Genomic DNA, 13,801 nt, shown 5'->3' with positions numbered 1-13,801 from the left:
ATGCACAGGAGACCGCAATGAAGACCTACCAAATCGCAACCATTCCCGGCGACGGCATCGGCAAGGAAGTCGTGCCGGCCGGCCAGCAGGTGCTTGCCGCGCTGGCCGCCGGCAGCAAGAGCTTCCAGTTCGAGTTCGAAGACTTCGACTGGGGCGGCGACTACTACCGCCGGCACGGCGTCATGATGCCGGCCGACGGCCTGGAGGCCCTGCGCGACAAGGACGCCATCCTGTTCGGCTCCGCCGGCGACCCGGACATCCCCGACCACATCACGCTGTGGGGCCTGCGCCTGAAGATCTGCCAGGGCTTCGACCAGTACGCCAACGTGCGTCCGACCCGCATCCTGCCCGGCATCGACGGCCCGCTGAAGCGCTGCAAACAGGAAGACCTGAACTGGGTCATCGTGCGCGAAAACTCGGAAGGCGAATATTCCGGCGTCGGCGGCCGCGTGCACCAAGGCCACCCGATCGAGGCGGCCACCGACGTCTCGATGATGACCCGCGTCGGCGTCGAGCGCATCCTGCGCTTCGCCTTCAAGCTGGCCCAGTCGCGTCCACGCAAGCTGCTGACCGTGATCACCAAGAGCAACGCCCAGCGCCACGCGATGGTGATGTGGGACGAGATCGCGCTGGAAGTGTCGCGCGATTTCCCCGACGTCAAATGGGACAAGGAGCTGGTCGATGCCGCCACGGCGCGCATGGTCAACCGTCCGGCCACGCTGGACACCATCGTCGCCACCAACCTGCATGCCGACATCCTGAGCGACCTGGCCGCCGCGCTGGCCGGCAGCCTGGGCATCGCCCCCACCGGCAACATCGATCCGGAGCGCCGCTACCCGTCGATGTTCGAGCCTATCCACGGTTCGGCGTTCGACATCATGGGCAAGGGCCTGGCCAATCCGGTCGGCACCTTCTGGTCGGTGGTCATGCTGCTCGAGCACCTGGGCGAGCACGAGGCGGCGCAGCGCGTGATGCGCGCCATCGAAAAAGTGACAGCCAACGTCCGCCTGCACACGCGCGACCTGGGCGGCGTCGCCACCACGGCCGACGTCACGCAGGCCGTATGCGAATACCTGACGTCCGTACAGGAACTGCAGGCCGCATAAATACGCGCCATCGGCGCAGGTCCGCCCCCACCCGCCCCCAAGAGCATGGCGGGGCGCGATCCAGGCAGCAAAACATAAGGAGGCATCATGTCTAAGCGTTTCTTTGGAAAACTGTACGTCCAGGTACTGACAGGCGTCGTCGCCGGCGGCCTGCTGGGTTATTTCTACCCCAAGCTCGGCACCGACTTCAAACCCCTGGGCGACGCCTTCATCCGGCTGATCAAGATGGTCTTTGCGCCGGTGATCTTCGCCATGGTGGTACTGGGCATCGCCAAGATGGAGAGCATGAAGGAGCTCGGGCGCGTCGGCGTCCGCGCCCTGATCTATTTTGAAGTGATGTCGACGTTCGCCCTGCTGCTGGGCCTCATCGTCGTCAACGTCGTCCAGCCCGGCGCCGGCATGAATGTCGATGCGACGACGCTCGATACCCACAGCATCGCCAACTACACGGCGGCGGCGGCAAAATCCACCGGCTTCACGGACTTCCTGCTCAACATGATCCCGCAAAGCGTGGTCGAAGCCCTGTCCAGGAACGACATCCTGCAGATCCTGGTGTTCGCGACGATGTTCGGCATCGCGCTGTCGCACATGGGCCGCCGCGCCAAGCCGGTGGTCGACTTCCTGGATGCCTTCTGCAACAGCATGTTCATCGTCGTCGGCATGATCATGCGCGCCGCGCCCATCGCCGCGTTCGGCGCGATCGCTTTCACGGTCGGCAAGTACGGCCTGGGTTCGCTGGTCTCGCTGGGCCAGCTGATGGGCAGCATGTACATTACCTGCGTGCTGTTCGTGTTTGTCGTGCTGGGATTGGTCGCCCGCGTTTCCGGCTTCAGCCTGCTCAAGTTCCTGCGCTACATCAAGGATGAAATCTTCACGGTGCTGGGAACCAGTTCGTCGGAATCGGTGGTGCCGCAACTGATGCGCAAGCTTGAACATGTAGGCGTGTCCAAGCCGGTGGTCGGCCTGGTCATTCCGGCGGGCGTCACCTTCAACCCGGACGGCCAGTGCATCTACTACACGATGGCGGCCATCTTCATCGCCCAGGCGACCAATACGCCGCTGACCATGATGGACCAGTTTGTCGTGCTGGGCGTGCTGATGCTGACTTCCAAGGGTTCGGCCGGCGTGACCGGCTCGGGCTTCATCACGCTGGCGGCAACGCTGGCCTCGATGGGCAAGATTCCCGTGGCCGGCATGGTGCTGCTGCTCGGCGTCGACCGCTTCATGTCCGAGGCACGCGCCATCACCAATACCATCGGCAATGCGGTCGGCACCATGGCCATTGCGCAGTGGGTCGGCGCGCTGGACCACGACCGCATGAACCGCGTGCTGAACGGCGAATCCACGCAGGAGGAAATGCGGGCGCTGTATGCGCCGGAGGACGCCGCCAACGAGCCGCTGCCCGAAGTGGCGATCCTGCAAAAAGCATCTGCCTGACCGGTGAACATCATGAATGAGCAAACCATCGAACGCGCACTCCTGCAACGCATGTTCGAGGCGGCGATAGCGGCGGCGCAGCCGGCGCTGTGCGTGCCGCCGGCGCTGCCCGAGGCGCCCAAGGGACGCCTGATCGTGATCGGCGCGGGCAAGGCTTCGGCCGAGATGGCGCGCGCCGTCGAGCGCAACTGGCCGGGACCACTCACCGGCCTCGTGGCGACCCGCTACGGCTACGCCGTTCCGTGCGAGCGCATAGAAATCGTCGAAGCCTCGCATCCGGTACCCGACGCCGCCGGACTCTCGGCCGCCCGGCGCATGCTCGACCGCGTGCACGGCCTGAGCGCCGACGACACGGTGCTGTGCCTGATCTCCGGCGGCGGCTCGTCGCTGCTGCCGTTGCCGGCCGACGGCATCAGCCTGGAAGACAAGCAGCTGGTCAACCAGGCCTTGCTGACCTCCGGCGCCAGCATCGGCGAAATGAACTGCGTGCGGCGCCACCTGTCCGCCATCAAGGGCGGCCGCCTTGCCGCCGCCTGCCATCCTGCCAGGGTGGTGACTTTGCTGATCTCAGACGTGCCAGGCGACGATCCGCGCGACATCGCCTCCGGCCCCACCATCGGCGACGCCAGCACCTGCGCCGACGCGCTGGACATCATCCGCCGCTACCGCATCGCGCTGCCGGAGCATGTGCTGGAAGTACTGCGCAGCGGCCGTGGCGAATCCATCAAACCCGGCGATCCGAGACTGGCCCGCGCGGAAGTGCGGATGATCGCCACGCCGCAAATGGCTCTGGAAGCGGCGGCGCAAGTGGCGGCGGCGGAGGGCGTCACGCCGCACATCCTCGGCGACAGCATCGAGGGCGAGGCGCGCGACGTCGGCAAGGTCATGGCCGGCATTGCGCTGCAGGCGGGGCGGCGCGGCCAGCCGTTCGCCACGCCATGCGTGCTGCTGTCCGGCGGCGAGACCACCGTCACCGTCCGCGGCCAGGGACGCGGCGGCCGCAACGTCGAGTTCCTGCTGTCCTGCGCCATCGCGCTGCAAGGCGAGGCGGGCATCCACGGCCTGGCCGGCGATACGGACGGCGTCGACGGACAGGAAGAAATCGCCGGCGCCTGGATCGCGCCCGACACACTCGCCCGCGCATGGGAACACGGCCTGCGGCCGCGCGACAGCCTCGATAACAACGACGGCCATGGTTTCTTCCAGGCGCTGGGCGACAGCGTCGTCACCGGCCCTACCCTCACCAACGTCAACGACTTCCGCGCACTGCTGATTGTGCGCTGATCGACGACGGGCGCGTGTCTCGCCAATGATCACTTCAAGCTGATCGCGCCTGAATGCCCGATGGCTGTCTCCGCAAGGTCTCTAGCTGCCGCATTATTCCCGATAAGATGCTGTCTGCTAAATCCTGCGGAAATCCCTCGGGAATTCTCTGATACGCATCTTGTACGACCTGCGGTGTTTGTTCGAGCAGTTCTTCGATAATTCGCTCGGCCATCTGCGCGCCGAGATTCACCCGCTGGGCCATCGCGGACCAGTGCCGGCGCTGAATTCGGTACACCTCGTAGTAATTGCTACTTCCTCGGACCGCCATCGCGAGCTTTGCATCACGCGGCTGGATTTGATTTTTCCCGGTACCGACGATCGGATGCGCAGACAATACATCGTACAGCGGCGTTGCACGGTAATGTCCCCCAGGCAATAGCGCAATGCTGAAATTCTTGGCATGCCCGTCCGTTGCAGTCAGAAGCCAAAATATGAGTTGCGTCTTGTAAAAGTTAAAGCGGTCCACTTCGGCTGTGTCGGACCCAAGAAGCAATTGCATAATCCGTTCGATGCCTGGGCCGCCTTCTCGCTGGTATTTTTGAAGCGGAGAGCAACCCACGGCCTGACACATATCTTCCTGCGGCAACCGTGCTATCCACCGGCCATCGTCAGAAATCTTACGATCGAACCGCTCAACGGCCAATACCTTTTGGTCTTCAAATTGCAGTATGGCCGTTCGTGCGACAGGCAGGCCGAATAGCTCCATGATTTGAGCGCAAAGCCACTCGTTCTCAACCGATGTTCGAAAATCAGCCCGCATATCGCCGACCAAGCCGAGAGGAAGCTTCAATATATGCGTGGTTGGCGTGCTTCCATCAGGGAGGAGCCACTGATCGTTGTGCCAGAGCAGAGCGGTCTTTTCCTGTGCGCCGGCGATCGAAAGCCGAAGGTCTGCATTGGCGTCCGCACGAACCAAGCCTCCCGCCGGGGCAGTGGTCGACCGCAGCAGTTTCGCAATTCGATGTTCATCGAGCGGCTCGCCGCTTATGCGAAATAAATCATCCGGGACTTGATCGACCGGTAGCAACTGGGCCGCGCCAACGCAATCGCGACCTATGGCGGCAAGCAACTCAAACGGCGAAGTCCCTCCGGTATGATGACGCTGGGCCAAGCGCCGCCGAATAGGCTCACTATCTGGCAAGAGATTGTCAAAGTAGTTCGTGACCACGTCGCCCGAGTATGCGGCGTTGTCTGCCCGGAAAGGCATAGACAACGAAAGTGGGCGTCCTTGCTCGTGCTCAAGCCATCGGCCGAAATACTCAAACGTTGAGCTGTTCGCAGCATTGGTCCATTGCCCGACCGGGATGCCATTGAGCCAGACATTGAGGCTTCCTCGGTTACGTGCTCGCGCCATGGTTCACCATTTCGTCTTGTCGGATTGTTTAACTTCCTGTGGCCCTGTCATGGCCGACTTTATCTTATTTGCTTTACTTGGCTTAGTCGCTACCTCGCCATCAGATGGTAGGAAACTTAGCTGTACGTCGAGCAGACGCATGATTGTGTAGAGACGCTCCACACTCGTAGAGCCCAGGTTTGATTCCATTTGCGCATAGCTTTGTTGGGTTATCCCCAGTTTTTCAGCCATCGCGGCCTGTGTCAGGCCAGCCCGTTTTCGAAAGCCTTGGACCAGTGGTTTTAGCTGGTCAATAGTTTGAAGTGGAAATTGCATGTGCAGATCCGTTCGAAAGAAGTTTTTACAGTGTATAGCCTGTTATGTGGAAAAACAAGGTAAAACCTGTTATTCCTGATTACAGTCTGTATCCTGTAAAATATGAATACAGTCTATGAACTGTTGACCCGGTCAGATTGACCCGCCCTCCATACCCTCGCGAACGCCGCGCCCCTGTCGCAGGACTCTTCAAAACCCAATTCCCTTAGATCCCCATGGATCAGGCGCGTCTCTGCGCCAGGCCGAGATTCCGGCCATTTCCTCATTTTTCGATTAAATCTTGCGCAAATTTAGCGGATTCCATAAATAAATGGCGAGACCTACTATTCACACCAAGCGAGGCATTCGCCAAATCCACAAAGCGACGCGTTTGCCAGCTGTTGTATTGCGATCGGACTTAATCACTTTACTTAAAGGAAAATATTATGAAACTTCAAAACAAAGTAGCGTTCATTACTGGCGGTACATCGGGCATCGGACTGGAAACTGCAAAGCTGTTCCAGGCGGAAGGCGCTAATGTCGTGTTGGTTGGTTCGAACGCCGACCGTCTGGCAGAGGCCGGCAAGGAACTCGACGGCAAGGTTCTGCTGGTCCAAGCCGACATCCGCAAGGTAGCCGACATCGAACGTGCCGTCGAAGAAACCCGTGCGAAGTTCGGTCATATCGACGTCGTATTTGCCAACGCTGGCGCCAGCACGGTCGCTCCTCTCGCTGCCGTCACGGAGGAGTACATCAACGACAACCTCGCGTTGAATTTCACTGGGACATTCTTCACGATCCAAAAAACGGCCCCCCTGATGAAGAAGGGCGGTAGTGTGATCGTGACGACCTCCTTCCTGAACACCATCGGCTATCCAGGCCTGTCGATTCTGGCAGCGGCCAAGGCCGCAACGCGTTCGCTGGTTCGTACCTTGGGCGCCGAATTGGCACCGCTCGGCATCCGGGTTAACGCCGTCAGCCCGGGCGCAATCGCCACACCGTTCTATGGCAAGATGGGCCTGCCTGACAACGTGCTGTCCCAAGTCGCCGCCAGTATTACAGACAAGGTTGCACTTAAGCGTTTTGGTGAGCCTGCCGAGCTGGCCAAGACGGCCTTGTTCCTGGCAAGCGACGATTCGTCGTACACCACCGGAACCGAAATGGTGGTTGATGGTGGTTTGACACAATTCTAATGAGTTCCCCGTCCTAGTGGACGGGGTTTAGGTTCAATTCGGCAACCAAAGGGTTAGAATTGCTTCTTCATATTTTTCCCGGGTGCGTCACTTGGACCGACTAGAAGCGATGGCGATGCTGGTGTCCTCAGTTGAGGAAGGTAGCTTGTCGGCCGCTGCCAGAAAGTTGAACATACCGGTTGCAACGCTCACGCGGAACGTCAATGACCTTGAAGCGCTGGTGGGCACGAGACTGCTCATCAGGACAACAAGAAAGCTCGCGTTGACCGATGTTGGCGCCGAATATGTGGCCACGGCAAAGCGAATTCTTGAAGAGGTGGACGAATTGGAACGGCGTGCCGCCGGCGAATTCACGACCCCACGGGGAGAACTGGTCGTCGCCTCACCTGTGCAGGTCGCTCGTTTGCGAGTGCTGCCGGTCGTTAACCAGTTTCTCGCGCTATATCCTGAGATTCGAATCCGGCTCGTGCAGTCCGATCGGATTATTGATTTGGTTGATGTGCACGCCGACATAGCAATCCGTGTTGGACGCCTGCGCGATAGCAGTTTGGTCGCTACGCGGGTCGGGGCATTACGGGTGGTGACGGTAGCCAGCCCGGCTCTTCTGGATAAATATGGCTGGCCGGAGACGCCGGAAGACTTGCGTGAATTGCCCTGCGTCGTATTCGATAGCCCTAGTCTTTCGCCGTGGCGTTATCGTAGCCAGGATACGGGGCAAATCTACACGATCGCTGACGTACCGAGGTTGCTCGTTTCGTCGCCCGATGCAGCTGTTGATGCGGCGATTGATGGAATCGGTGTGACGTTCATCCTTGAACACGATGTGCACGAGGCGGTAATAGCAGGGAAGTTAAAATACATCCTGCAAGATTTCGAGATTGAACCGATTCCGGTTCACGTGGTTTACCTCTCCCGAGCAGCAATGCCAGCAAAGTTACGGCGATTTATTGATTATGCTGTGCCGAAACTTCGCGAGTTGCTCGCTGAATTCGGGCGCATTCCTTCCGCCTGAATTTACTTTCTCCGGGAGGGCGGTTGAAAGCGGGTGATCGCGAACCAACTCATTGCCGTGCCGTACGGCCCGCGAGTTGCTCGGGATGATCACCCGGATTTCAATGCCAACCTGGTTCCGCTTATTCGGTTTTCGGCGGTATCTGGGCATCGAATTTCTGGCTCTGCACAACCCAGGCCTCGCATCCATCCTTGGACAAGCATTCCGTGATGTGAGCTTCCAGGCCGCGCTGGTACCAGTACGAACCCGGGCCCATTTTGACGAGTGGTTTTTCCGGGTTGTAGTTGGCCATTTCGCCCTTGATGACCACGCCGTAGTAGTCATAGGTGTGGCTATGGACGGGACTCTTGAAGCCGTAAGAGAACTTCATGAAGGTGCCGTGCTCCCGGTTCTTTTGATCGCCATAACCATCGACGACCAGGATTTCACTGCCGTCCTCTCCTTTCAGTCCGGTGTGCTGAAACTTCAGCGCGCTGGAAGGAATCGATACGGACCTGCCGCCCTGGGCTGGAGGGTATGCAAAGCCACTGTCTGCGGCATTCGAAACCGACGTGAATGTTAAGGCCGCCAGGGCGATAGCTGCTGCGAATTTGATTTTCATAGTTGGACTCCGTTTTCTGTTGGTAAAGATATCTCGCAGCGCGCTCTCAAGCGCGCTTGTCGAGTGCTGCGATGAAGTTGGCCGCCAGCTCATGGTCCGACATCGGATTCTGTGCAGTGATCAGCTCGCGATCAACGACGACGTGCGACGTGAAGTTCTCCGCGGTCGTGATTACTTTTCCTCCTGCGGCCTCCAGCGCATCCGGCATATTGAAGAAGAGCTTGGCTTTGAAGACATTGTCTTCGGCGAATTCCTCTTCGCCGCGGGAGAAGACCGTCATGCGATAACCTGCGTACGGCCAACCCTTGGCCAGGTCGCGCGCCTTGGCCTGGTCGCCGGCGATCAGCGCCGCGCGGAATTCACGCGCTTTATCAAGCGCCGCGAGGATGCCCATCGGACCGTGGCAGATGGCGGCCGTCGGCTTGTTGTGAGCGTGGAAGTGACGCAAGACCTCGCCCGCGTCCGGGTCTTGCATGACGTCGACGACGGGAGCGTGACCGCCAGGGAAGAACACGCCGGCGTAGCGGTCCTGCCCCTCGTCAATCACGGACCGCAAGCTGCGTACCGCGTTCATGGCCGGGGCATTGTTGAAGAAATCCCGCGCCCGGGTTCTGGCCGCATCGTCGTTGGCGAAATAAAGCAACGCGTCGGAATCTTTATCCACGTGCGGCTTGTCGCCGGTCGGCGTGGCGAGGACGAAGTCGTACCCGGCGGCCTCGATCGCCATCAGCGGCACGGCCGTTTCGTTGAGGAATTGGCCGATCGTGATGGTGCCGCCGGATTTGGCCTCCAGCTGGGTTGCGTTGGAACCGACGACGAGAATAGTGCCTTTGCTCATATGAACTCCTGAAAAATGTGATGTTAGTTGGGTGAATCAGATTCTTGTGGACCGCGGGCAGGTCATGCGCCGCCGATCGCGGCCATCCGGCGGACCGTGTCTTCGGCGGTCCATACGGCGTTGGCCATGAAGCGCCAGTTGATCATCGCCGCGTCGTAGCCCGAGCCTTCCTCGTTCTCTGCCGCGGCCACCGCGTCGCGCACCATCGCCACTTCAAAGCCGTTCTGGATGAGGTTGCGCATATGGTCTTCGAGACAGAGATTGGCGACCGGTCCGGCCATGATCACCTTTTCGATACCGCGCCGACGCAGCAGCAGTACGAGATCGTTGGTGGGTGCATAGGAGACGTGGCGCGATGTGATGGTCGTGTTGTCGTCTTCCATGTACTTTCTGAAGCGGTCTGGAATGTCCGCCCCCGAACCCTGTACCCCCTCGAAGCTGAGCGCGCTCTGGCGGGCAACGACCCCGCCATTGAGCGCCAGGTCTTCCATGGCGCCCAGGTGCGTGTGTCCATGATGGCCGTGATGATCGTGAGGGAAGAAGTAGTGCGGCGACATGAAGACCGGAATGTCGTTGGCTTTCGACGTCTGGAGCAGCGTCTCCAGCTTTTCATTCACCTTATTTTTCTTCATCAGCTCCGCGATGAGAACGTGATACTTGCCACCTTCGGTCAGAAAGTCGTTTTGGATATCGACCAGCACCAAAGCGGTCCGGCCTTTTTCGAGTTCCATTTCTGGATTGCGGTGTGTAAAGGTAGTCATTTCCTAAGTCCTATAAAAATGAAGCGATGAGTAGGTTCTGGCCATGTTCGAGCCTGACCAGATGCAGCGCCAATTTGCGACGGACAGGAACAAAACCATATGACCTATCCCCGCTCGTTTAGATGATGACACTGCACTGAAATTAATGGTAATACCCATCCTCTAAAAATTCAAGAGTTTTTTTCGCATGCGTGAAAACCGTAGAGAAAAACCGCTTGACACTTTAGATGATGAGTATTATCTTTGCGTTTAGTGAGATTTCATCAGCTAAAAAGCACGGCAAGTCCGAATCATGTGGCGTCGGATTTTCATGCGATCGCTGTTCTCAGATTCACTATCCCCACTAATTGGGTGCCGGTTCGACTGCTCATGGTGAGCAACCGGGGCGGCCCCGCAAAGAAAAAGGAAATCATCATGAAAAAGGGCACAATCCTGGTCGTCGGCTCCAACGCCACCTTGCTGGAAGCGAAAGGCGGCGGCACGATTTTGATCGGACAGTTTTTGAACGAGACGGCCGTGCCGATCATGGCGTTGGTCGAGGCGGGCTACGACTTTGTTCTCGCCACGCCGACCGGCGAGAAGCCGCATATGGATAAGGATTCCGATGCGCTGATCTATTTCGGCGGCGACGATGAAGCTCGTCAACGCGCCCGCAACTTCTTCGTCAACGACCCCGCCATGAACAAGGTTCGCACGCTGCGTTCGGTGGTCGACGATGGACTGGACCGATACGCCGGCGTCTTCTTCCCCGGCGGCCACGCGCCGGTGGTCGACGTCATGCAAGACCCAAGCGTGCGCGAGATACTTCGCCATTTCCACGCACACAAAAAACCCACCGCGGCAATCTGCCACGGACCGGTGTCGATTCTTGCGGAACTGAACACCGCGCCGGAATTCCGGGCCGCGTTGATCGCCGAAGACAAGGCCAAGGCCGCCGAACTGGCCAAGGGTTGGCAGTATGAAGGCTACCGCATGACCGTCTTCTCGCGCAGCGAAGAGGAATACGCCGAGGACAACGTATTCCATGCCAAGCTCCACTTCAACATGCCCGACGCGCTGGAGGCGGCCGGCGGCAAGATCATCACTGCGGACAACTTCACGTCGCATGTGGTCGTCGACCGCGAACTGGTGACCGGCCAGAACCCGATGTCGGACCACGAGCTGGCAGAGAAGTTTATCGCTGCGCTCGATGGCGCCGCCTGACGCTCCCAGGCTTCGCTTGCATCGACAAAGCAGTGCTTCATTACTCAAATTTTTTGCGCCGGACACCCGTCCGCGCGCCGCGCACATCAAAGGAAAAGATCATGACCAATACCAAAAGCATTCAGGAAAAAAATAAAGAAGCCGTCGTAGCCTTCTACAAGCAGGCGCATTTTGATGGCGATGTCGATGGCGCAATCGCGCTTTACGTCGGCGACACCTACATTCAACACACGCCGGCCGCCGAGGACGGTGTGGAAGGGCTGCGAAGCTACATTAACTTTTTCCTGAAAGCGTTCCCCAACGCCAAGGGTGATATTCGACATGTGATCGCCGATGGCGACATCGTCGCCGTGCATGCCCATTGGACCGGCCTGATCGGAAAAAATGGCGATGTGGGTGTCGATTTCTTCCGTGTCAAGGATGGCAAGCTCGTCGAGCACTGGGATGTCATCCAGACGATCCCCGACACGTCGAAAAACGGCAACACCATGTACTGATGCCACTGGCCGGGGCGCTGGACGCCCCGCCGACAGACAGCCCACATGGAGATTTGATCGTGGCTCACTACGAAACTATTACACCCACCCAGCCAGGCAAGCCGGCGCCGGGGCCCGCCGGTCACCGCGCGGCGATCCGCGCCGGCGACGCGCCGTTCTACGGCTGGCGCGTCGTCGCCGCCGCCTTTGTGGTGGCGGTATTTGGCTGGGGTACGGGTTTTTACGGACCGCCGGCGTATCTGGAGATGGTGCACCAGTCGCGCGGCTGGTCCATCGCGCTGGTGTCGGGGGCGGTGACCCTGCACTTCCTGGTCGGCCTCGCGCTCATTCCCACGCTTCCGGCGCTCCACCGCCGATTCGGGCTTCCGATCATGACCTTCGCCGCTGGTGTTGTCATGGCGCTGGGGGTGGTGGGGTGGGCGTGCGCGGCCGTTCCCTGGCAGCTCTACGCGGCGGCGGTCCTGACCGGCATCGGCTGGTCCGCCCTCGGCGCGGCGACGGTTAACGCCATCGTCGCGCCTTGGTTCAACGCCAGACGCCCGCTGGCGCTCGGTGTGGCGTTCAACGGCGGCAGTGTCGGCGGCGTGATATTTTCTCCGCTATGGATCGCGCTGATTCACAGCGTGGGGTTTTTAACGGCGGCTGTCGTGGTCGGCGTCGTCATGGTCGGGACGCTCGGTGCGCTGGCCGTCCTGGTTCTTGGGCGGTCGCCCGAAAGCCTCGGCCAGTCGCCCGATGGCGCAACATCGGCCGGCGGCAATCCGGCGTCGGCTGCGATTGCGGAAACCGGCATCCCCGCGCGCTTCGTTCCATTCCGGGATCGAGCATTCCTGACGTTGTGTATCGGGATGACACTGGCGCTGTTCGCGCAGACCGGATTGGTCGCCCACCTGATTTCGGTGCTGACGCCGGCTCTCGGAGCGCAAGGCGCGGGCCTGGCCGCCGGCGCCTGCGGTGTGGCCGCGGTGGCTGGCCGCCTGGTCGTGGGATGGAGGGCATCGGGTCGTTCCAATTGGCGCGCGATCGCCTCGCTCAGCCTGCTTTCCCAGGCGCTGGGTTGCGGCATCTTTATCCTCGCCGGCGGCGCCGATGTTGCTCTGTTGATTCTTGGCGTGGTGCTGTTCGGGTTCGGCGTCGGCAATGCCATCTCCGTTCCACCCGTCATCGCCAATATTGAATTTTCGAGCCGGGACGCCGCCAGGGCGGTCGCGTTGATCGTCGCCATTTCGCAAGGCGCGTACGCGATGGCGCCGGCCGTGTTTGGCCTGCTTCGACAGACCTGGTCGGACCACAGCATATTTTTAATCTCCGCCGCGATCCAACTGCTGGCGGTCGTCGCCTATTTGTCCGCACCGGACAGCGCCAATTCCAGGAGTACGAAATGACGGCAACACCCCAGGCACAAGCGGCATTGTGCGTTATTTTTAGTTTAGCTGTATCATCTAACTTATACAGGCGTCACATTATCAATCCGACACGACCTCGCCGCCGGGGAGGATTGAAGCCACATTACCAAGGAGTTAAGCAATGAAAAAGTCCAAAGCCGAAACAGCGGAGACCCACAAGCGGATCGTCGAGGTGGCCGCGCAGGCGTTTAAGAAAAAAGGAATCGACGCCACCGGCGTGGCCGAGGTGATGGTCGCCGCGGGCCTGACGCATGGCGCGTTTTACCGGCACTTTCCTTCGAAGGAAGCCCTGGTCGCCGAAGCCGCGACGGTCAGCATGGATGTGTTTGTCGACGCGGCCCAGTCGGCGGCCGCCAAGGGCCCCTCTTCCTTTCTCAAATACCTCCGAAGCTATCTGACGTCCGAGTTCCGGGACGAGGAGTTGGGCGGCTGCCCGGTGATCCAGTTGGGCAGTGAGCTGGCCCGCGTCGACACCGCCACGCGCGAGGGCATCTCCAGGGGCCTCAAGCAGTTGATCGAGATCGCCGTCAAGACGGGCGGCGCCGATGCCGGCGACTCCGCAGAGGACGACGCGATTTTTACGATATCGGCCATGATCGGCGCGATAACGATGTCGCGGCTTGTTGACGACGCCAAACTGTCGGAGCGCGTCCTCGACGTAACAAAGAACCGCCTGCTGAAGCCTCCCCGCAAAACGCCGGACGACAAGCTGGGAGCCCCGGTCAAACCGAGGAAAGTGAGCGCCAACGGCAAGTCTCTGTAGACTTCGTTTC

General features: G+C 60.0%; 14 protein-coding genes. 9 read left to right on the top strand and 5 right to left on the bottom strand.

The window, feature by feature from the left end; genetic code table 11:
- The first annotated feature begins 17 nt into the window (after positions 1–17).
- From ACCD07_RS06635 to ACCD07_RS06625, 3 genes are all read left to right on the top strand, one after another.
- Positions 18–1,106 (top strand): tartrate dehydrogenase, encoded by a 1,089-nt coding sequence (locus ACCD07_RS06635; RefSeq protein WP_413446866.1) that lies wholly within the window; start codon positions 18–20, stop codon positions 1,104–1,106.
- A gap of 87 nt (positions 1,107–1,193) precedes the next feature.
- The gene (locus ACCD07_RS06630) at positions 1,194–2,543 is read left to right on the top strand and encodes a dicarboxylate/amino acid:cation symporter (protein WP_413446865.1); all 1,350 of its coding nucleotides are present in this window, start codon (positions 1,194–1,196) and stop codon (positions 2,541–2,543) included.
- A gap of 12 nt (positions 2,544–2,555) precedes the next feature.
- Entirely contained in the window at positions 2,556–3,827 is a 1,272-nt protein-coding gene (locus tag ACCD07_RS06625; protein ID WP_413446864.1) for a glycerate kinase, read from the top strand.
- 34 nt (positions 3,828–3,861) lie between these two features.
- Here the strand turns inward: ACCD07_RS06625 and ACCD07_RS06620 are convergent, their stop codons facing one another.
- Both ACCD07_RS06620 and ACCD07_RS06615 read right to left on the bottom strand, forming a co-directional pair.
- Positions 3,862–5,223 (bottom strand): type II toxin-antitoxin system HipA family toxin, encoded by a 1,362-nt coding sequence (locus ACCD07_RS06620; RefSeq protein WP_413446863.1) that lies wholly within the window; start codon positions 5,221–5,223, stop codon positions 3,862–3,864.
- Between the two features lie 3 nt (positions 5,224–5,226).
- Positions 5,227–5,538 carry a helix-turn-helix domain-containing protein gene (locus ACCD07_RS06615; protein ID WP_413446862.1) on the bottom strand — a complete coding sequence of 104 codons (312 nt, stop codon included), beginning with the start codon at positions 5,536–5,538 and terminating at the stop codon, positions 5,227–5,229.
- 425 nt (positions 5,539–5,963) lie between these two features.
- On the opposite strand from ACCD07_RS06615, the gene ACCD07_RS06610 reads away from it, so the two are divergent.
- Both ACCD07_RS06610 and ACCD07_RS06605 read left to right on the top strand, forming a co-directional pair.
- Positions 5,964–6,710 carry an SDR family oxidoreductase gene (locus tag ACCD07_RS06610; protein WP_176653118.1) on the top strand — a complete coding sequence of 249 codons (747 nt, stop codon included), beginning with the start codon at positions 5,964–5,966 and terminating at the stop codon, positions 6,708–6,710.
- 91 nt (positions 6,711–6,801) lie between these two features.
- Complete coding sequence (locus ACCD07_RS06605; protein ID WP_413446861.1) at positions 6,802–7,722, top strand: LysR family transcriptional regulator; 921 nt, start codon at positions 6,802–6,804, stop codon at positions 7,720–7,722.
- Positions 7,723–7,843: 121 nt separating this feature from the next.
- Here ACCD07_RS06605 and ACCD07_RS06600 read toward each other — a convergent pair whose 3' ends face one another.
- From ACCD07_RS06600 to ACCD07_RS06590, 3 genes are all read right to left on the bottom strand, one after another.
- Positions 7,844–8,323, bottom strand: a complete 480-nt coding sequence (locus ACCD07_RS06600) for a DUF4437 domain-containing protein (protein ID WP_413446860.1) — start codon at positions 8,321–8,323, stop codon at positions 7,844–7,846.
- A 46-nt stretch (positions 8,324–8,369) separates the two neighbouring features.
- Complete coding sequence (locus ACCD07_RS06595; RefSeq protein ID WP_413446859.1) at positions 8,370–9,161, bottom strand: type 1 glutamine amidotransferase domain-containing protein; 792 nt, start codon at positions 9,159–9,161, stop codon at positions 8,370–8,372.
- A gap of 62 nt (positions 9,162–9,223) precedes the next feature.
- Positions 9,224–9,922, bottom strand: coding sequence for an isochorismatase family protein (locus tag ACCD07_RS06590; protein ID WP_413446858.1), 699 nt, complete (start codon positions 9,920–9,922; stop codon positions 9,224–9,226).
- 414 nt (positions 9,923–10,336) lie between these two features.
- Between ACCD07_RS06590 and ACCD07_RS06585 the strand changes: the two genes are divergently transcribed.
- The 4 genes from ACCD07_RS06585 (at position 10,337) to ACCD07_RS06570 (ending at position 13,791) form a co-directional block, all read left to right on the top strand.
- On the top strand, positions 10,337–11,125 hold the full coding sequence (locus ACCD07_RS06585; protein WP_413446857.1) for a type 1 glutamine amidotransferase domain-containing protein: 789 nt from the start codon (positions 10,337–10,339) through the stop codon (positions 11,123–11,125).
- Between the two features lie 101 nt (positions 11,126–11,226).
- Complete coding sequence (locus ACCD07_RS06580; RefSeq protein WP_413446856.1) at positions 11,227–11,622, top strand: ester cyclase; 396 nt, start codon at positions 11,227–11,229, stop codon at positions 11,620–11,622.
- Between the two features lie 59 nt (positions 11,623–11,681).
- Positions 11,682–13,007, top strand: coding sequence for an MFS transporter (locus ACCD07_RS06575; protein WP_413446855.1), 1,326 nt, complete (start codon positions 11,682–11,684; stop codon positions 13,005–13,007).
- A gap of 142 nt (positions 13,008–13,149) precedes the next feature.
- Positions 13,150–13,791, top strand: a complete 642-nt coding sequence (locus tag ACCD07_RS06570) for a TetR/AcrR family transcriptional regulator (protein ID WP_413446854.1) — start codon at positions 13,150–13,152, stop codon at positions 13,789–13,791.
- Positions 13,792–13,801: the final 10 nt, after the last annotated feature.

The sequence above is a fragment of the Duganella sp. Dugasp56 genome (assembly GCF_047304105.1).
GTDB classification, from domain to species: domain Bacteria; phylum Pseudomonadota; class Gammaproteobacteria; order Burkholderiales; family Burkholderiaceae_D; genus Rugamonas; species Rugamonas hordei.
This window is presented reverse-complemented; position numbering and strand designations above follow the sequence as displayed.